This is a genomic window from Virgibacillus siamensis (genome assembly GCF_900162695.1).
Taxonomy (GTDB): domain Bacteria; phylum Bacillota; class Bacilli; order Bacillales; family Amphibacillaceae; genus Lentibacillus; species Lentibacillus siamensis_A.
The window spans coordinates 338,892-357,559 of record NZ_FUIH01000006.1; the positions used below are offsets into that span (position 1 = coordinate 338,892).

Sequence of the window (18,668 nt, forward strand, 5' to 3'; positions counted from 1 at the left end):
TTCCAAGGAACGGGGGATTTAAATGCCACAAGTTGGTGTGATCATGGGAAGTATATCGGATTGGGAAACAATGCAGCATACGTGTGCAATGCTTGATGAATTGGGAATTTCATATGAAAAAGATGTTATTTCTGCACACCGGACACCCGATGAAATGTTCGACTATGCAAAAACAGCGCGTAATCGCGGACTGAAAGCAATAATTGCGGGGGCAGGCGGTGCCGCTCACTTGCCTGGAATGGTCGCGGCGCAAACAACGTTACCCGTTATTGGCGTGCCGGTGCAGTCAAAAGCATTGAGCGGACTTGATTCGCTGCTTTCCATCGTGCAAATGCCAGGTGGTGTGCCGACTGCAACAGTTGCGATTGGCAGATCCGGAGCGAAAAATGCCGGCATTCTTGCTGCACAGATGATTGGTGCATTCGATGAGGATGTGGCAGAACGTCTCGCTGCTTCACGCAAATCAATGAAGGAAAATGTTGAGGAAATGAGGGATAATCTTGCAGAAAAATAATGTCATTCTTCCACCAAAAACAATCGGAATTATTGGCGGCGGTCAGCTTGGACGTATGATGGCGATTGCTGCACGATATATGGGGTACAAAATTGCGGTTCTGGATCCTACTCCGGACTGTCCGACAGCACAAGTGGCCGATGAGCAAATAACAACAGCATATGACGACATGGATGGCATCAAAAAACTCGCTGAAATAAGTGATGTTATCACATATGAATTCGAAAATGTCGATCTTGATGCAGCTGCTTATATAGAAAACTTGGGCAAACTGCCACAAGGTGCATTTGCATTGGAAGTTACTCAAAACCGGGAAAAAGAAAAAACAGTGATGCAGGATGCCGGATTACCGGTTCCATATTTCAATATTGTGACTAACTCTAAGGAATGCGAACAGGCACTTGCCAACTTTACATTTCCGACCGTCATTAAAACGTGCAGCGGCGGCTATGACGGGAAAGGACAGCTGAAACTGGAAATGGATGATGATATCCCTGCTGCATGTGCTTTCGCTGAGAAAAATGGTACATGCATTATTGAACAATGGGTTCCTTTTGACCGGGAAATTTCTGTTGTCTTTACCAGGACACAATCAGGTGAAATTGAATTTTTCCCGATTGCTGAAAATGACCATAAAGATCATATTTTATATCAAACAACTGTTCCGGCTAACATTTCGGAGGCGGTTCAGGCAAAGGCGCTTGATGCAGCTAAGATTCTTGCAGAAAAAATGAATATTGTCGGCACATTTGCGATTGAAATGTTTGTGAATGGAGAAAATATTTTCTTGAATGAAATGGCACCAAGACCACACAATTCCGGACATTATACCATTGAAGCATGTAATATCTCACAGTTTGGACAGCATATACGGGCGATTAGCGGACTTGATTTGACACCGGTCAGCCTGCTGAAATCCGCGGCAATGGTCAATATTTTAGGTGAGGATGTGGAACCTACACTGACCATTATGCCGGAACTTACAAACGGCTTTGTACATTTGTACGGAAAAGATGGTGTCAAACCAAAGCGAAAAATGGGTCATGTCACGTTTATTGGCAGTACGGTAAACGAAATTTCCAAAATGGTTACAGCTTATGAGGAGGCAAAACAATGATTGACCGCTATACCCGTGAAGAAATGGGAGCAATCTGGACAGAAGAAAATAAATTTAAAGCATGGCTTGAGGTGGAAGTCCTTGCATGTGAAGCATGGAGTCAACTGGGCGTTATCCCGGCCGAAGATGTGAAGCAACTGCGTCAGAATGCCTCTTTTAATCTTGATCGTATTTCCGAAATTGAACAGGAAACGCGCCATGATGTGGTCGCCTTTACACGTGCCGTTTCCGAAACGCTCGGCGATGAGCGGAAATGGGTGCATTACGGATTGACTTCCACTGATGTTGTTGACACAGCGCTTTCATACCAGCTCAAACAGGCGAACGAAATTATCCGTAACGATTTGCAGCGTTTTATCGATATTTTGAAACACAAAGCAATCGAGCATAAACATACTGTTATGATGGGGCGGACACACGGTGTTCACGCTGAACCGACAACGTTTGGCTTGAAAATGGCGCTTTGGTATGAAGAAATGAAACGTAATTTGGAACGTTTTGAAGCAGCTGCAAAAGACATTGAATTTGGAAAACTGTCAGGGGCTGTAGGGACATACGCGAATATTGATCCATTTGTGGAACAGTATGTTTGTGAAAAACTTGGGTTATCCCCAGCACCGGTATCAACGCAAACATTGCAGCGTGACCGTCATGCGGCATATGTTTCAGCGCTTGCACTAATTGCTACATCCATTGAAAAATTCGCTACGGAAATCCGCGGTCTGCAAAAAACAGAAACCCGTGAGGCAGAAGAATTTTTCGCAAAAGGACAGAAAGGCTCCTCCGCGATGCCGCATAAACGGAACCCGATTGGATCGGAAAATATGACAGGGATGGCCAGGGTGCTTCGCGGTAACATGGTCACAGCATTTGAAAATGTCTCCTTATGGCATGAACGCGATATTTCACATTCATCGGCCGAACGAATAATTCTCCCTGATACAACAATTGGGCTGAATTACATGCTGAACCGATTTGCCGGCATTGTTCAGAAATTGACTGTATTTCCGGAAAACATGAAACGCAACATAGATAAAACCCACGGCGTTATTTTTTCACAGCGTGTACTGCTGGCACTGATCAATAAAGGTATGAGCCGGGAAAAAGCGTATGATATTGTACAGCCAAAAGCAATGCAGGCATGGGAAACGGAAACACACTTTAAAAAGCTCGTTGAGGAAGACCCGGACATCAGTACGAAACTGACACAGGCGGAAATTGACGATTGTTTTGATTATACGTATCACCTGAAAAATGTCGATGCCATATTTAATCGAATCGGACTTGAGGTGGAATAATGAAGGCCGACCTGTTATATGAGGGAAAAGCCAAGCGTGTACATGAAGCAAAGGATCAGCCGGGCAAGCTTGTATTATCATATAAAAATGATGCCACCGCTTTTAATGGCAAGAAAAAAGCAACTTTTTCCGGAAAGGGCAGGCTGAATAACGAAATTTCTTCCCGGATCTTTCGGCTGCTTCATGATTATGGAACGGAAACACATTTTATTAAACAATTGAACGAGACGGAGCAGCTTGTTCAACAAACTGAAATCATTCCGCTTGAAGTTGTTGTCCGTAACCAGGCATCAGGCAGTATTACCGGTAGACTCGGTTTGGACGAGAATACGCAGTTTAATCCGCCTATTATTGAACTTTTTTACAAAAATGATGAGTTGGGCGATCCGCTTATCAATGATGACCATGCGTTGGTGCTGAGTGATGTCACGGGAAATGAACTGAAAGAAATCAAGGAAAAGGCGCTGGAAATAAACCACCAGCTTCAAAAAGTGTTTCAGACTATTAATATTACACTGGTAGATTTCAAGATTGAGTTTGGCCGTCTTGCAAGCGGGTGTATTGTACTGGCGGATGAAATATCACCAGATACATGCAGACTTTGGGATATTACAACACAAGAAAAATTGGATAAGGATGTTTTTCGGCAGGGGACCGGCGATCTGCTGGCAGTATACCGGGAAATCCTGAAACGACTGGAGGAAATATCATGAGAAAAGTTACCGTTCATATAACACTGAAACAAGGCGTACTTGATCCACAGGGAAAAGCAATTCAGGAATCATTAAATTCATTGGGCTATGATGCTGTCGAGGAAGTTCGTGTCGGCAAATATATGGAATTGATGGTTGAAGAAACCGAGGATATGGAAAAGCGTGTAAAGGAAATGTGTGACAAACTGCTCGCAAATCCGGTAATTGAAGATTACCGATTTGACGTGGGGGAGGCTGAAAAGCTGTGAAATTTGCCGTAGTTGTTTTTCCGGGGTCGAACTGTGACCGTGATATGTACCATGCTGCCAAGGGAGTTTTGAAAGAGGAAGCGGAACTTGTCTGGTATGAAAACAGCAACCTCGAAAACTATGACGGGATTCTTCTCCCGGGTGGCTTTTCATATGGTGACTATCTCCGTTCAGGTGCTGTCGCATCAACTTCTGATGTCATGAAACAAATCAAGAATCATGCTGCTGCAGGGAAACCTGTACTTGGTGTCTGCAACGGATTCCAGATTTTGTTGGAAGCAGGTCTGCTGCCGGGAGCAATGCTCCGCAACAAACATTTGGCATTCATGTGCCACCAGGAGCCGCTCATTGTACGAAACAATGAAACTGCTTTTACAGCAAACTATGAAAAAAATGAAATCATTCATTACCCGATTGCACATGGGGAAGGCAATTATTTCTGCGATGAGGAAACACTTGCCGGCTTAAAAGAAAATAACCAGATTGTATTTTCGTATCAGAACAATCCGAACGGCTCTATCGCCGATATTGCCGGTATTATCAATAAAGAAGGAAATGTGCTTGGCATGATGCCGCATCCGGAACGGGCTGTTGAAAAATTGCTCGGAAGTGATGACGGATTAAAACTATTTCAATCCATGGTGGAAAATTGGAGGGACTCCTATGTTATCAACTCGTGATATCAGCCCGGAACAGATCGAACGTGAGAAATTATATCAGGACATGGGATTGAACGAACAGGAATATGCCATGGTCAAGGATATTTTGAAAAGGCAGCCGAATTTTACCGAGACAGGAATTTTTTCGGTGATGTGGTCGGAACACTGCAGTTACAAAACGTCAAAACCGCTTCTGAAAAAATTCCCGACAGAAGGCAAGCACGTATTGCAGGGACCTGGTGAAGGTGCCGGTGTTATCGATATTGGTGATAATCAGGCAGTCGTATTTAAAGTGGAAAGTCACAACCATCCATCTGCGGTGGAACCATACCAAGGTGCGGCAACAGGGGTTGGCGGAATTATCCGTGATGTTTTTTCCATGGGTGCCCGTCCGATTGCACTGATGAACTCACTTCGGTTCGGAAACTTTACAACCGAGCGTGTGAAATACCTGTTCCAGGAAGTGGTTCATGGTATTGCAGGGTATGGCAACTGTGTCGGAGTGCCGACAGTCGGTGGTGAAGTCCAGTTTGATGACAGTTATGAGGACAATCCGCTAGTCAATGCAATGTGTGTCGGATTAATCAATCATGATGACATCCAAAAAGGGGTAGCCAAAGGAATCGGGAATACGGTCCTGTATGCCGGTGCGCCAACAGGGCGGGATGGTATTCACGGTGCCACATTTGCTTCCGATGACCTTGCGGAGGATTCCGATAAGGATCGCCCAGCTGTTCAGGTTGGCGACCCGTTCATGGAAAAACTGCTTATCGAAGCATGTCTGGAAGTCATTCACTCGGATGCACTTGTCGGCATGCAGGATATGGGTGCTGCCGGATTGACATCATCCGCAAGTGAGATGGCCAGCAAGGCCGGAACAGGACTCGAAATGGACTTGGATCTTGTCCCGCAGCGGGAAGAGAATATGAACGCTTACGAATTAATGCTGTCAGAATCTCAAGAGCGGATGCTGCTCGTTGTCAAAAAAGGCCGCGAACAGGAAATTACATCTATTTTTGAAAAATACGGGCTGCAGGCAGTTGCAGTCGGGGAAGTCATTGAGGACAAAGCATTCCGCCTGAAACAACATGGCGAAATGGTTGCCGATATCCCTGTTGATGCACTGGCTGAGGAAGCACCTGTTTACCATTTGCCATCTAAAGAGGCAGAATATTTTAAGAAGTTCCAGCAAATGGACAATACCGTACCGGCAGTTGAAGATCATGCGGAAATGCTTAAAAAGCTGTTGCAGCAGCCGACAATTGCCAGCAAGGAATGGGTCTATGATCAATACGATTCCATGGTCCAGACGAATACGGTCGTTGCACCAGGCTCAGATGCTGCGGTTGTTCGTATTAAGGGGACAGACAAAGCGCTGGCGATAACGACGGATTGCAACTCACGCTATATCTATCTCGACCCGGAAACTGGCGGAAAAATCGCTGTAGCAGAAGCTGCCCGCAATATTGTCTGTACAGGTGCACGTCCATTAGGGCTTACGGACGGGCTGAATTTCGGAAACCCGACAAACCCTGAAGTGTTCTGGCAAATGGAAAAAAGTGTGGAAGGTATGAGTGAAGCTTCCCGTATGCTGCAGACACCAGTCATCAGTGGAAATGTTTCCTTGTATAACCAATCAAAAGGCAAGTCAATTTACCCGACACCAGTTGTGGGAATGGTTGGGCTTCTGGAATCGATGGATCATCTGACAGCGAACTATTTCCAGCAGGAAGGTAACCTCGTTTATTTGATTGGCGACACAAAGGCTGAATTTGGCGGAAGTGAACTGCAAAAAGTTGTCAGCGACAATTATGAAGGGAAAGCACCTGCCATTGATTTGAATGTGGAAGCATCGAGGCAGAATCAACTGCATCAGGCAATCCGCAGCAATTACATTCAGTCAGCTCATGATTTGGCTGAAGGCGGACTTGGGGTTGCACTTGCTGAAAGCACGTTTGATCAAAAGGGACTGGGAGCAGATGTGCATCTTACAGGAGATGCTACAGTGCAATTGTTCAGTGAATCGCAGTCACGTTTCTTAGTTACAGTAAAACCGGAAAATCAGAAAGCTTTTGAAGGAATGGTACAAGATTGTCAACAAATCGGAACAGTTACAGGATCTGGTGTGTTGACGATAGCAGTAAATAATTCGGAGTTGATTAAGGAAGAAACCAGCCAGCTCAGTAGACTTTGGAAGGGAGCAATTCCATGTTTACTGAAATCAAAGGCATAAATGAGGAATGCGGTGTGTTTGGAATCTGGGGTCACGAAAAAGCAGCGGAATTGACATATTATGGGCTCCATGCCCAGCAGCATCGCGGGCAGGAAGGTGCCGGTGTTGTTGTCAGTGACGGATCATCATTGAAACTTCATAAAGATACAGGGCTTGTTAACGATGTTTTTAAAAAGGCAAATTTTTCAGAGCTTAACGGTAAAGCAGCGATTGGACATGTCCGGTATTCCACACAGGGAGATAAAGATGGATACGGCAATGTCCAGCCGTTATTGTTTCAATCACAGCAGGGCAGCTTGGCTCTTGCGCATAACGGAAATGTAATGAATGCGTATGAACTTCGCGGTGAACTTGAAAATGAAGGAAGCATTTTGCAGACAACATCTGATACAGAAGTGCTTGCCCATTTGATAAAACGAAGCACATCAACGAAAAAGGAAGATGCTATTTCAGAAGCATTACAAAAGCTTGTCGGTGCATATTCCTACCTGATCTTAACGGAAGAGAAGATGTATGTTGCCCTTGATCCAAGAGGAATTCGTCCATTATCCATCGGGCGGCTTGGTGATGCATATGTTGTAGCTTCAGAAACATGTGCATTTGATCTGATTGGTGCCACATTTGAACGTGAAGTGTTACCGGGAGAACTGATCACCATCAGTGACGATGGACTGGACTCCACCCGTTTTGCAATGCGTGAGCAACGCAGAATGTGTGCGATGGAATATGTTTATCTGTCCAGACCTGACAGCGATTTGAACCATGTGAATGTACATGCTTCGCGAAAACGGATGGGTATGGAACTGGCGAAAGAAGCACCCGCAGATGCAGATGTCGTAACAGGTGTGCCGGATTCAAGCATTTCTGCAGCGATTGGTTATGCTGAACAAATCGGTCTTCCGTATGAAATGGGGATCATCAAAAACCGCTATATCGGCCGGACATTTATCCAACCCTCACAGGAATTACGGGAACAGGGTGTGAAAATGAAGCTTTCCCCGGTACGCAAAATTGTGGAGGGAAAACGTGTGGTCATGATTGACGATTCCATTGTGCGCGGTACGACAAGCAGACGTATTGTCCGAATGCTGAAAGAAGCCGGTGCAAAGGAAGTTCACGTTAGGATTGCATCACCGTCTATTAAAAACCCGTGCTTCTACGGGATTGATATGTCAACGAAAGAAGAGTTGATTGCTGCCAACAATTCGCTGGCGGAACTATGTGAAAAAATTGGTGCAGATAGTGTTGCCTACTTATCGGAAAGCGGACTGGAAGAAGCGATTGTAAAAGACAAGACAATCCACCAGGGAATTTGCACGGCATGTATGACCGGGAGATATCCGGTGAAAAAACAAAATGAGTCAGTCATTTCATATACAAAAAGTTAGCAAATAATGTGGAAAGGTGTGTGTGGCATGTCAAACGTATATAAGGAAGCCGGCGTTGATGTGGAAAAAGGCTATGAAGCAGTTGAACGGATGAAAAAGCATATCGCAAAAACCAATCGTCCGGAAGTTCTGGGGGGCATTGGCGCATTTGCGGGTTTGTTTGAACTAACTTCGCTTAACTATAAAGAGCCGGTTCTTGTATCCGGAACTGATGGGGTCGGCACCAAGCTGAAACTTGCCTTTCAAATGCGGAAACATCATACCGTGGGCGTTGACCTGGTTGCAATGTGTGTCAATGACATTGTCGCACAAGGTGCAAAACCGCTGTTCTTTCTTGATTACATCGCTTGCGGGAAAAATAATCCGGAAATGATCGAACAGATTGTGGCAGGTATTTCCAACGGCTGTAAAGATGCAGGTGCTGCTTTAATTGGCGGCGAAACGGCTGAAATGCCTGGCATGTATGGGGAAGAGGAATATGATCTTGCCGGGTTCACGGTTGGCATCGCAGAAAAGTCCAAATTGATTGCCGGCGACAAGATTGCAGAAGGAGATGTCATCATCGGTTTACCGTCAAGCGGCATTCATTCAAATGGCTACTCGCTTGTGCGGAAACTTGTTGCGAATCTTGATTTGACAAAAAAATATGAAGGGCTGTCGGAACCTCTTGGTGATACATTACTGACACCGACAAGAATTTATGCAAATCCGGTTGATGCGGTAATCAACACAGTGAACGTGAAGGGAATCTCCCATATTACCGGCGGCGGTTTTTATGAAAACTTCCCGCGGATGATGCCGGATGGACTTGGCGTAGAAATTGACACAACAAGCTGGGAACGTCCTGCCGTCTTTCCATTTTTACAGCAACAGGGGAACATTTCAGATGAAGAGATGTATGGTGTGTTCAACATGGGAATCGGTATGGCCATTGCAGTTTCCCCGGATGATGCCGAGCATGCACTGAACTGTTTATATGAACAAGGAGAATCAGCTTCTATTATTGGAAACGTGACAGCGAAAGAGGGAGTGCATTTTACATCATGAGTACGATAAAAGCTGCAGTGTTCGCATCCGGAACAGGCAGTAATTTTCAGGCCATCATGGAGAAAAACAATCTCCATTGTGAAGTTGTTCTGCTTGTTTGTGATAAACCGTGTGCAGGTGCAGTGGAAAAAGCAGAAAAATTTGGTGTGCCGACACTCTTGTTTGAACCGAAATCATTTGCCTCAAAGGCAGAGTATGAAGCGATGCTTGTGGAACGACTTACAGAAGCAGGTGTTACATGGATTTTCTTGGCTGGCTACATGCGGATTGCAGGGCCGACACTATTGGAAGCCTTTGAAACAAAAATTATAAATATTCATCCATCACTGCTTCCGGATTTCCCAGGCAAGGACGCGATTGGCCAGGCATTTGAAGCAGGTGTGGCTGTAACAGGTGTGACTGTTCATTATATTGATGAAGGAATTGATACAGGCCCGATAATCGCACAGGAACCCGTCGATGTATTTCCGGGTGATACGGAAGAAACGCTGAAAAAACGGATTCAAACGGTGGAGCATCACTTATATCCTGAAGTTATTAATCAGTTGATGAGGAAATAAGGCAAGTTACGTGTAGATGTCGTTCATATAAAAATCGGTAGAAAGCGGTTTGGGCTACCGTTCCGGACATACACTTCGCTTTCCGCGGGAGTCTTCGTGTATTTCCTCCACTGGTGTTATAAAACAAAAACTTATACAAATAGAGCGAGATACGAAAACGATTATTGTGAAGGTGAGGAGTTTTCCAATGAAAAAACGAGCATTGATCAGCGTGTCCAATAAGGAAAATGTTGCGGACTTTGCTAAAGGTTTGGCGGCACTGGATTATGAAATTCTCTCAACAGGAGGAACGCTCAAAGCATTGCAGAATGCCGGAGTGGAAGCGAAAGCAGTTGAAGAAATAACCAGGTTCCCGGAAATCCTGGATGGCCGTGTCAAAACACTGCATCCAATGATTCATGGCGGATTGCTGGCAAAGCGCGATAATGAAAGCCACATGGAGCAATTGAAAGAACATGGAATCCATCCAATTGATATCGTTGTTGTGAATCTTTACCCGTTTAAACAAACGCTTGAACAACCCGGCGTTACAGAATCAGATATCATTGAAAACATTGATATTGGCGGTCCGACAATGGTGCGGGCTGCTGCCAAAAGTTTTGCTGACGTATCCATTATTGTTGACCCGGAAGATTATGATTCCGTTCTGACTTGCCTGAAAACGGATAAGCTCGATTTGGCTGAGCGAAAACGGCTGGCGGCAAAAGCTTTTCGTCATACAGCACAATATGATGCATTGATTGCCAATTATTTTACGGACGAGGAATTCCCGGAAAACTACACCGTAACCTATGAGAAAAAACAAACCTTGCGTTATGGAGAAAATCCGCATCAGTCGGCAGCATTTTATAAGAACGCACAGGATACTGCCAATAGTCTTGCTTTGGCTAAGCAATTGCATGGCAAGGAACTTTCCTACAACAATATTCAGGATGCCAATGCGGCATTGGAAATCATCGCAGATTATACTGAGCCAGCTGCAGTTGCCGTGAAACATATGAATCCGTGCGGAATTGGAGTGGCAGACAATCTCAGTCAGGCATTTGCCCGGGCATACGAATCTGATTCAACGTCTATTTTTGGTGGAATCGTAGCTTGCAATCGACTGGTGGATGCTGAAACAGCTGAACAGCTTAGCGGAATCTTCCTGGAAATTGTTATTGCGCCGGAATTTTCCGAGGAAGCAATGACGATTTTAACGAAAAAGAAAAACATTCGTCTGCTCGAACTGGAAATGACCAGCAGTGAATCCGGCTACCATAAGCTTACAACTGTTAAGGGCGGAGTTCTGATTCAGAGCAATGATGTTGGTGAACTGAACGAGGATGAGCTGACAATCCCGACCGATAAAAAGCCGTCAGAAGAAGAAATGGCTGATCTCTTGTTTGCGTGGAAAGCTGTGAAACATGTTAAATCAAATGCTATTGTCCTGGCAGGAGGCAAGCAGACGATTGGAGTTGGTGCGGGTCAAATGAACCGTGTCGGCGCTGCGAAAATTGCCATTGAACAGGCTGGAGAAAAAGCAAAAGGTTCTGTACTCGCCTCTGATGCATTTTTCCCAATGCCGGATACAGTGGAAACCGCTGCAAAGGCCGGTGTAACAGCCATTATCCAGCCTGGTGGATCAAAGCGTGATCAGGATTCAATTGATATGTGCAACAAGTACGGAATTTCCATGGTATTCACCGGTATGCGGCATTTCAAACATTAATCAGGAAAGGTGTTTTCACATGAATATATTAGTTGTTGGACGAGGTGGCCGTGAACATAGCATCGTGATGAAACTGGCAGAAAGTCCCCGAACAGATAAGCTATTTGCGGCACCTGGGAACGGTGGAATTGCCAAATCAGCTATCTGTGTGGACATTGATGAGATGGACATTGATGGGTTGGTTGCATTTGCCAAAGAAAACGAGGTGGATCTTACAGTAGTCGGACCGGAAAATCCGCTGCTTGCCGGAATCGCTGATAAGTTCAATGAAGCAGGCTTGGCAGTCTATGCTCCAACAAAGGCAGCTGCACTCTTGGAAGGAAGTAAACAGTTTGCCAAGGAATTTATGCAAAAATATCAAATACCGACTGCTGCGTACGCGAGTTTTACGGATGCTGCCGAAGCAAAGGCTTATATTGAAAAACAAGGTGCACCAATTGTTGTGAAGGCGGATGGACTCGCTGCCGGAAAAGGTGTTGTCGTTGCGGAAACTGAACAGGAAGCAATTCAGGCAATCGATGATATGCTTGTTCATAAAGCTTTTTCAGAAGCTGGTGCCACCGTAGTCATGGAAGAATGTCTCGTTGGAAAAGAATTCTCACTTATGGCATTTGTTCATGAAAACCAGGTCTATCCGATGGTGACGGCCCGTGATCATAAACGGGCTTTTGATAATGACCAGGGTCCGAATACAGGCGGAATGGGCGCATTTGCACCGGCGACGGATATTTCCCGTGAAGCGCTTGACTTTTCCATCGAGCATATTTTGCAAAAAACAGCAGATGGCATGATGAAGGAAGAGCGTCCATTTACCGGAATATTATATGCGGGTCTGATGATGACGGAACAAGGACCAAAAGTCATTGAATTTAATGTGCGTTTTGGCGACCCGGAAACAGAGGTTGTCTTGCCGCTTCTTGAGAATGATCTCGTCCAGGTTTTTCAGGATGTATTGGATGGGAAGAACCCGAATCTTCAGTGGGCGGATGAAAGCTGTATCGGTGTTGTACTTGCATCCAAAGGCTATCCGGCTGCATATGAAAAAGGTGTCAAGATACCAGAATTAGAGCTTCCGGACCAGGGCTTTATGGTACATGCCGGTACAAAACTGACCGGAAATGAGCTGGTCTCCGATGGCGGCCGGGTCTTGCTGGCAGGAGCAAAGGGACCAAATTTGAAAGAAGCCGGGGAAACAACCTACCGTTGCCTCGATTCCTTCAGCACATCAGATGCTTTCTTTTATAGGAAAGATATAGGTGAAGAGTAAGAATCAAGCCCGGGTGAGCACAGCGCCCGGGCTTGATTCTTTAATCTCTATTCTCTTAAAAATTCACTGACCCAATCGACATAGGAATCTTTTTCATAGTTGAAGTAAAGCTGGCTGGACAGCCGCACAGGATTACCGAAGAAAAAGCGTTCATATTGCGTTTGACGGGTGCCGAATGGGCTCATCGTCAGGTCCCATGCCAGACGGAACAGTTTTACCCGGTCTTCCGCATTTCTGGATGCACTTTGCAAGTATTGATCAAGGTCTCCGCGTATCTCGGAACCGAAGTCTTTATTGGTTGGAATTGTAATCAGTCCGCTTGATCCAAGTAACTGCACAATCTCGGTCAGCCTTGGATAGACTTTTGGAAAAATACAGATGGCAGCTTGTAATGAATCTGCATCAGGCCGCATTAATCCAAACTCATCTGGTTGCGCATCTGTTTCCGACTTTGTCAGCAGCGCTTCCATTGTCTTCAGCGCTGCAATAATTTCCGCTCCGTTTTCCTGAACGTTCTGGTACTCGGAAATGTTAATGGTCTCAATAAGGGCCTGTGCAACACCAAGGATGAATTCCGCTTTTACCGTTTGTCTGCATACCGCCTGATGCAGTGTAAAAGGCAGGAATGCACTGGTTGCTTTAAACGAATTGGCAACTTCCAAATTTTTATAGAAAAATACGCGCTCCCACGGAACAGTCACATTATCAAAAACTACGATTGTATCCATTTCCTCAAATCGGGAACTTAATGGATAGTTGAATCGCGAATCCCCACCGGAAAAGGATTCCCGGCAGATGAATTTCATCCCTTTTGCATTACTTGGAATGGAAAATGCAAATGCATTCGCTTTGTCCAGGATACCACCTGGTGAGAAAACGAGAACCTCATCGGTAATCCCGCCTTGTGTAGCTAAAAGTCTCGCACCTTTCACCACAATTCCTTCGTCATTTTCATCAATAATCTTCGCGGCAATCGGCTCATCCGAAAGTTCAAAGTACAATTCGGATCGATTTACTTGCGGATTAATAAATGTATGGGTAAATGATAAGTCTTCTTCCTTCGCCTTTTCATAAAATGCAGTCAGATGATCAGGAAAGCAATTTTCTTTTCCTTCAAGCAATTTAGCTGAAGAGGCAAAGGCCATTAAGATCGTATTTAAGTAATCTGGACTTCTCCCAAGCATTCCCGCACTCATTCGGGCCCAACTGCGAATCATCTCCCGCCGCTTGGCAAGATCCTCTTTCGTCCATGGCTGCATATATGATGCCCCAACGATGTTGCCGGTTGTTGGTGAACGATATGTCATCATATCTTTCAAATCAGTATCATGCTGCAAATCATACATGGCTGATTGTGTTTGGATAACCCCTTTAAAAGCCGGGTGTTCGGAAACTTTCCCTTTTATTTTTTCGCCATTGCACCAGATGTTTGCCTTTTGCTGATCAATGCGACTCACATATTCGCTTCCGGTTATTGCTGGCATGTGCAACACTCCTGACTATTATTAAATGTATAAATAGCTTCTAGGCTATCTTATTGGAAAACAGCTGAAAATGTTCCTGTGAATTGGAAAAAAGAGGATTCAGAAACGATCCAAAGTTGATTTAACGGAATAAAATTGTTCAGCACAGCGGAAAATCGCTAAATTAATAGAAGAAAGCATATATAGCCAGTGAAATTAATATATCAGTGGAAGGGGCATTTACTTTAGAAGATTAAACCAAGGCTAAACTAACTGCAGACCGAATGTAGAAATGTCATAGAAATTTCACTGTAAGACAGCGGTTTTAGTGCAGTAAAGCGCGAAAATATGGTAAAATAAAGGAAATCGTTTTATTGGAGTGCTGTTTATGCTGGAAAATGGATACTACTGGAGAAATCGTGAAATAAGACAACATGTGGCTGTAATTGACGGCACAGTGGAACCAGGGCTTGTATTAGCGAATGGAACCTATTTAAATACATATACAAAACAATGGCTGAAAGCGAACATCTGGATATTAAATGACAGGATTGTGTATGTCGGGGACAAACTGCCGGAAAATGAAACTGCCAACATAATAGATTGCGAAGGTTCATACCTTGTACCCGGGTATATCGAGCCGCACGCTCACCCGTTTCAATTATACAATCCGATTTCATTGGCCAATTATGCGGGGTATTATGGAACAACCACTTTGATCAATGACAACTTAATGTGGAATTTTTTGTTGGATAAAAAGAAAGCGGTTACTTTACTGAAATCCTTCAAGCAATTGCCGATGTCAATGTACTGGTGGGCCCGCTTCGATTCCCAAACTGCGTTGCAGGATGAAGAGGAGTTTTTCAATACGGAAGATGTTTTATCATGGCTTAATCACCATTTGGTAGTGCAGGGCGGTGAATTGACCGCATGGCCGAATTTGCTGAAAGGTGATGACAGACTGCTGTATTGGATGCAGGAAGCGAAACGATTGGGTAAGCCGGTGGAAGGTCACTTGCCGGGTGCCTCTGAAAAAACGCTGACAAAAATGAAATTGCTTGGAGTTACAGCGGATCATGAGGCAATGACGGGAGAAGAAGCAATAAGACGGCTGCGGCTTGGTTATCAGGTAGGTCTTCGTCATTCTTCCATTAGACCGGACCTGCCAAAATTGCTGGATGAAATATTGGAGGCGGGAATTGAAGCGTTCGATAATCTCATGATGACAACAGATGGTGGAACGCCGGCCTTTTATAAAGAAGGCTTAATGAACATTTGTATTGAAATTGCGATTGAAAAAGGGGTGCCGCTGCCGGATGCCTACAGGATGGCTTCACACAACGTGGCACAGCACTATGGAATGGCGGAGCACCATGGAACCATTGCACCGGGACGGATTGCGAATATCAATATATTGGATGCAAAAGAAAATCCGCATCCTGTCAGTGTTTTAGCCAAAGGAACATGGATGAAACGGGATCATGAAGCAGTACAGCCAAAAACAGATTTTGATTGGGCGCGTCATGGTATTACACCGCTTGAGATAGACTGGGATTTAAGTATGGCTGATCTGCAATTTTCAGTTCCTATCGGGCTGGATCTGATGAATAACGTTATTATTGAACCGTATCCAATTGAGACGGATGTAACGCTGGATATCATACCTGATACGAACAACGATGCGTTTCTTTTGCTTGTTGACCGAAAAGGAAAATGGCGTGTGAATACTGCCATCCGGGGTTTTACCAATAAGCTTGGGGCAATGGTAAGTTCTTATTCCACGACAGGAGATTTCGTTTGTATCGGAAAAAGCAAGCCGGATATGCTCCTTGCGTGGCAGCGTGTCAAAGAACTCGGCGGTGGTATTGTCCTTGCTCATCAGGGAGAAATTATTTTTGAATTGCCGCTTCGGCTTGGCGGCAATATGTTTGACGGTGAGATGACAGCATTGATAGACAAAGAGATAGAATTAAAAGGGCTGTTGAAAGATTACGGCTATCCGTTTGCAGACCCGATTTATACGATTCTGTTTCTGTCAGCAACACATTTACCGTATATTCGTGTTACCCAACAGGGAATCCTGGATGTAAAAAAGCGTGAAGTGCTCTTTCCAGCAATCATGCGATAACGTATAATGGAACTATTATTGAATAAAGGGTGAAATGATGAAGCGGGTATGTTTGTTATTTGTCTTGTTAATTTCAGTCGTGCTTGCTGCCTGTTCGGACGAGGAACAAAGCGCGAATGAAAACCAGTCAAAGGAAAATGCAGTGGAACAAAAGAGCGGAGTGCCTGATACGGAAAATCCTAATATTTATCCACTGACAGGGTTGAAGTCCGACAAGAAGGTAAATAACCGCATTGTTGGTGTTATGGTTAATAATCATACAGATGCACGTCCGCAGACAGGATTATCAAAAGCGGATATCGTCTTTGAAATTTTGGCGGAAGGTTATATTACCCGGTTTTTGGCATTGTATCAGAGTCAGTTGCCGGAAGTGGTGGGCCCTGTTCGCAGTGCGCGGGAGTATTATTTCGAACTTGCCGATGGATATAATGCTATCTATGTCTACCATGGAGCAGCCAATTTTGTTAACGATATGATCAAAAAACGTGGAATCGAGCATCTGAACGGATCAAAGCATGACAATGACGGCTATTTATTCAAGCGGGAATCCTTCCGCAAGGCGCCCCACAATTCTTATTTGCTGTTTGACGCGGTGTACGATGCAGCAAAGAAAAAGGGTTATAACGTAAAAGCTTCCTATAAAACTTTGCCGTTTATGTCGGAAAAAGAAGCGGGATCCATTGAAGGAGACTCTGCAAAACATATTGAAATTGTGTATTCTGACAGCCCACTGGAAATCGTCGAATTTGATTATGACAAGAAGAGCAAAACATACACCCGATACAACGACCGCAAAAAAACCGTTGAACTGGAATCCGGAAAACCAATAAAGGTGGATAACATTTTTGTTGTCGAGACCCATCATGAAGTGATTGATGATGCCGGGCGGCGCGCAATTGATATTACCTCAGGCGGTGATGGGTATTTGTTTCAGCGTGGAAAAGTCCGGAAAGTAAAATGGAAGAACCAGAATGGCAGAATCATACCTGTGAAAGATGGAAAGCCGGCCGAATTTGTTCCGGGGCAAACATGGATAAATATTGTTCCGGAAAATCCGGGAATGGATCAAGCGATAACAATTACAAATTAAAGGAAAGAAGGTGGGCCCGTCATGCAAATCGATAAACTGCGCGGAAAGCAGCTGGATCAATTTTTCGATGCGATTTTATCCCTTAAGGATCGGGAAGAATGCTATAAATTTTTTGACGATATTGCAACCATGTCCGAGATCCACTCGATTGCCCAGCGGCTCCAGGTAGCAAAGATGCTGACAGAAGGCCATACGTACAATATCATCGAAAAAGAAACGAACGCATCAACGGCAACCATTTCCCGCGTGCGCCGATGCATCAACTTCGGCAGCGATGGTTATAAACTTGTCCTTGACCGGATAATGGATGACGACGAATAAATCCCTGCTTAATGCTGCTGCAACCCCCGCAGCAGCATTTATACTTCTCTATCCCTTTTTTTCTATCGATATCCCGCCGCTCTGCTGTTATAATTTTTCTGTTGATAATCCTAAATTCACAGCGCGATTTTTGGTATACTTGAAGGTAGCAATAAAGAACCGGAGTTACACGATGGAGGACTTTTAAATTGGTTAATACAGATAACAATTGGAATCATTTATTTAAACTGGATCCGGCAAAAGAAATTTCGGACGAGCATCTCGATATGATCTGTGAGTCCGGAACGGATGCGGTTATAGTTGGCGGTACAGAAGATGTGACACTTGACGGTGTACTGGATCTCCTGTCACGTATCCGGCGGCATACAGTTCCATGTGTTTTGGAAGTATCCACCATGGAAGCTATCACACCGGGCTTTGATTATTACTACATTCCGATGGTCCTGAACAGTTCAGATAAAAAATGGATGATGGATATACAGCATCAGGCGGTTAAAGAATACAGGTATTTAATGAATTGGGATGAAATTGCAGTAGAAGGCTACTGCATACTGAATCCGGATGCATCTGCATTTTCCAAAGCGAGCTGCAGTATGCCGGATGAAGACGATATTTTGGCATATGCATCGATGGCGGAAAACTTTTTTCATTTGCCTGTCTTTTATATGGAGTACAGCGGCGTATATGGTGATCCGAAACTAGTTCAAAAAGTAAAAAATGAACTGACATCTACAAAGCTTTTCTACGGAGGTGGAATTGAAAACAATTTTCAGGCCGCGGAAATGAAGCAACATGCGGACACAATCGTAGTCGGCAATATCATTTATGAAGATATTAAGAAAGCTTTAAAAACGGTTAAAGCAGCAAATGAAGCAAACGATGAATAAAGGCGGTGACATTGTGAGTCAAAC

At 44.5% G+C, this 18,668-nt stretch carries 17 protein-coding genes; 16 read left to right on the forward strand and 1 reads right to left on the reverse strand.

Annotated elements, in window-relative coordinates:
• Positions 1 to 22: 22 nt before the first annotated feature.
• The 12 genes from purE to purD all read left to right on the forward strand — a co-directional run bounded on the left by purE (position 23) and on the right by purD (position 12,755).
• Positions 23 to 514: a 5-(carboxyamino)imidazole ribonucleotide mutase gene (purE, locus tag B1K71_RS02660; protein ID WP_077324452.1), complete on the forward strand. Its 492-nt coding sequence runs from the start codon at positions 23 to 25 to the stop codon at positions 512 to 514.
• Positions 501 to 1,631 carry a 5-(carboxyamino)imidazole ribonucleotide synthase gene (gene purK, locus B1K71_RS02665; RefSeq protein ID WP_077324453.1) on the forward strand — a complete coding sequence of 377 codons (1,131 nt, stop codon included), beginning with the start codon at positions 501 to 503 and terminating at the stop codon, positions 1,629 to 1,631. Before purE ends, purK begins: the two co-directional genes overlap by 14 nt.
• Complete coding sequence (purB, locus tag B1K71_RS02670; RefSeq protein WP_077324454.1) at positions 1,628 to 2,929, forward strand: adenylosuccinate lyase; 1,302 nt, start codon at positions 1,628 to 1,630, stop codon at positions 2,927 to 2,929. Before purK ends, purB begins: the two co-directional genes overlap by 4 nt.
• Positions 2,929 to 3,642 carry a phosphoribosylaminoimidazolesuccinocarboxamide synthase gene (gene purC / locus B1K71_RS02675; RefSeq protein WP_077324455.1) on the forward strand — a complete coding sequence of 238 codons (714 nt, stop codon included), beginning with the start codon at positions 2,929 to 2,931 and terminating at the stop codon, positions 3,640 to 3,642. The genes purB and purC overlap by 1 nt, the downstream gene beginning before the upstream one ends.
• Positions 3,639 to 3,890, forward strand: coding sequence for a phosphoribosylformylglycinamidine synthase subunit PurS (gene purS / locus B1K71_RS02680; RefSeq protein WP_077324456.1), 252 nt, complete (start codon positions 3,639 to 3,641; stop codon positions 3,888 to 3,890). Before purC ends, purS begins: the two co-directional genes overlap by 4 nt.
• A complete protein-coding gene (purQ, locus tag B1K71_RS02685) occupies positions 3,887 to 4,570 on the forward strand; it encodes a phosphoribosylformylglycinamidine synthase subunit PurQ (RefSeq protein ID WP_077324457.1) in 684 nt (227 codons plus the stop codon). Before purS ends, purQ begins: the two co-directional genes overlap by 4 nt.
• Positions 4,554 to 6,782 (forward strand): phosphoribosylformylglycinamidine synthase subunit PurL, encoded by a 2,229-nt coding sequence (gene purL, locus B1K71_RS02690; RefSeq protein WP_077324458.1) that lies wholly within the window; start codon positions 4,554 to 4,556, stop codon positions 6,780 to 6,782. The genes purQ and purL overlap by 17 nt, the downstream gene beginning before the upstream one ends.
• Positions 6,758 to 8,170 carry an amidophosphoribosyltransferase gene (gene purF, locus B1K71_RS02695; protein ID WP_077324459.1) on the forward strand — a complete coding sequence of 471 codons (1,413 nt, stop codon included), beginning with the start codon at positions 6,758 to 6,760 and terminating at the stop codon, positions 8,168 to 8,170. Before purL ends, purF begins: the two co-directional genes overlap by 25 nt.
• A 27-nt stretch (positions 8,171 to 8,197) precedes the next feature.
• Positions 8,198 to 9,217: a phosphoribosylformylglycinamidine cyclo-ligase gene (gene purM, locus B1K71_RS02700; protein ID WP_077324460.1), complete on the forward strand. Its 1,020-nt coding sequence runs from the start codon at positions 8,198 to 8,200 to the stop codon at positions 9,215 to 9,217.
• Positions 9,214 to 9,777 (forward strand): phosphoribosylglycinamide formyltransferase, encoded by a 564-nt coding sequence (gene purN / locus B1K71_RS02705; protein ID WP_077324461.1) that lies wholly within the window; start codon positions 9,214 to 9,216, stop codon positions 9,775 to 9,777. The genes purM and purN overlap by 4 nt, the downstream gene beginning before the upstream one ends.
• A 187-nt stretch (positions 9,778 to 9,964) precedes the next feature.
• A complete protein-coding gene (purH, locus tag B1K71_RS02710; protein ID WP_077324462.1) occupies positions 9,965 to 11,488 on the forward strand; it encodes a bifunctional phosphoribosylaminoimidazolecarboxamide formyltransferase/IMP cyclohydrolase in 1,524 nt (507 codons plus the stop codon).
• 19 nt (positions 11,489 to 11,507) lie between these two features.
• Positions 11,508 to 12,755 carry a phosphoribosylamine--glycine ligase gene (gene purD, locus B1K71_RS02715; RefSeq protein ID WP_077324463.1) on the forward strand — a complete coding sequence of 416 codons (1,248 nt, stop codon included), beginning with the start codon at positions 11,508 to 11,510 and terminating at the stop codon, positions 12,753 to 12,755.
• A 47-nt stretch (positions 12,756 to 12,802) separates the two neighbouring features.
• Here the strand turns inward: purD and hpaB are convergent, their stop codons facing one another.
• A complete protein-coding gene (gene hpaB, locus B1K71_RS02720; RefSeq protein ID WP_077324464.1) occupies positions 12,803 to 14,239 on the reverse strand; it encodes a 4-hydroxyphenylacetate 3-monooxygenase, oxygenase component in 1,437 nt (478 codons plus the stop codon).
• Between the two features lie 367 nt (positions 14,240 to 14,606).
• Here hpaB and B1K71_RS02725 point away from each other — a divergent pair, with 367 nt between their 5' ends.
• From B1K71_RS02725 to B1K71_RS02740, 4 genes are all read left to right on the forward strand, one after another.
• The gene (locus B1K71_RS02725; protein WP_077324465.1) at positions 14,607 to 16,346 is read left to right on the forward strand and encodes an adenine deaminase C-terminal domain-containing protein; all 1,740 of its coding nucleotides are present in this window, start codon (positions 14,607 to 14,609) and stop codon (positions 16,344 to 16,346) included.
• Between the two features lie 37 nt (positions 16,347 to 16,383).
• Entirely contained in the window at positions 16,384 to 17,436 is a 1,053-nt protein-coding gene (locus B1K71_RS02730) for a DUF3048 domain-containing protein (RefSeq protein WP_077324466.1), read from the forward strand.
• A 21-nt stretch (positions 17,437 to 17,457) separates the two neighbouring features.
• On the forward strand, positions 17,458 to 17,757 hold the full coding sequence (locus tag B1K71_RS02735; RefSeq protein WP_077324467.1) for a YerC/YecD family TrpR-related protein: 300 nt from the start codon (positions 17,458 to 17,460) through the stop codon (positions 17,755 to 17,757).
• A 188-nt stretch (positions 17,758 to 17,945) separates the two neighbouring features.
• Positions 17,946 to 18,644, forward strand: coding sequence for a heptaprenylglyceryl phosphate synthase (locus B1K71_RS02740; RefSeq protein WP_077324468.1), 699 nt, complete (start codon positions 17,946 to 17,948; stop codon positions 18,642 to 18,644).
• Positions 18,645 to 18,668: the final 24 nt, after the last annotated feature.

Excerpts from the sequence above, each read along its gene's own strand:
- purE (WP_077324452.1), top strand. The coding sequence starts at position 23 with ATGCCACAAGTTGGTGTGATCATGGGAAGTATATCGGATTGGGAAACA.
- purB (WP_077324454.1), top strand. The coding sequence starts at position 1,628 with ATGATTGACCGCTATACCCGTGAAGAAATGGGAGCAATCTGGACAGAA.
- purC (WP_077324455.1), top strand. The coding sequence starts at position 2,929 with ATGAAGGCCGACCTGTTATATGAGGGAAAAGCCAAGCGTGTACATGAA.
- purS (WP_077324456.1), top strand. The coding sequence starts at position 3,639 with ATGAGAAAAGTTACCGTTCATATAACACTGAAACAAGGCGTACTTGAT.
- purL (WP_077324458.1), top strand. The coding sequence starts at position 4,554 with ATGTTATCAACTCGTGATATCAGCCCGGAACAGATCGAACGTGAGAAA.
- purF (WP_077324459.1), top strand. The coding sequence starts at position 6,758 with ATGTTTACTGAAATCAAAGGCATAAATGAGGAATGCGGTGTGTTTGGA.
- purM (WP_077324460.1), top strand. The coding sequence starts at position 8,198 with ATGTCAAACGTATATAAGGAAGCCGGCGTTGATGTGGAAAAAGGCTAT.
- purN (WP_077324461.1), top strand. The coding sequence starts at position 9,214 with ATGAGTACGATAAAAGCTGCAGTGTTCGCATCCGGAACAGGCAGTAAT.
- purH (WP_077324462.1), top strand. The coding sequence starts at position 9,965 with ATGAAAAAACGAGCATTGATCAGCGTGTCCAATAAGGAAAATGTTGCG.
- purD (WP_077324463.1), top strand. The coding sequence starts at position 11,508 with ATGAATATATTAGTTGTTGGACGAGGTGGCCGTGAACATAGCATCGTG.
- hpaB (WP_077324464.1), bottom strand. The coding sequence starts at position 14,239 with ATGCCAGCAATAACCGGAAGCGAATATGTGAGTCGCATTGATCAGCAA.
- B1K71_RS02725 (WP_077324465.1), top strand. The coding sequence starts at position 14,607 with ATGCTGGAAAATGGATACTACTGGAGAAATCGTGAAATAAGACAACAT.
- B1K71_RS02730 (WP_077324466.1), top strand. The coding sequence starts at position 16,384 with ATGAAGCGGGTATGTTTGTTATTTGTCTTGTTAATTTCAGTCGTGCTT.
- B1K71_RS02735 (WP_077324467.1), top strand. The coding sequence starts at position 17,458 with ATGCAAATCGATAAACTGCGCGGAAAGCAGCTGGATCAATTTTTCGAT.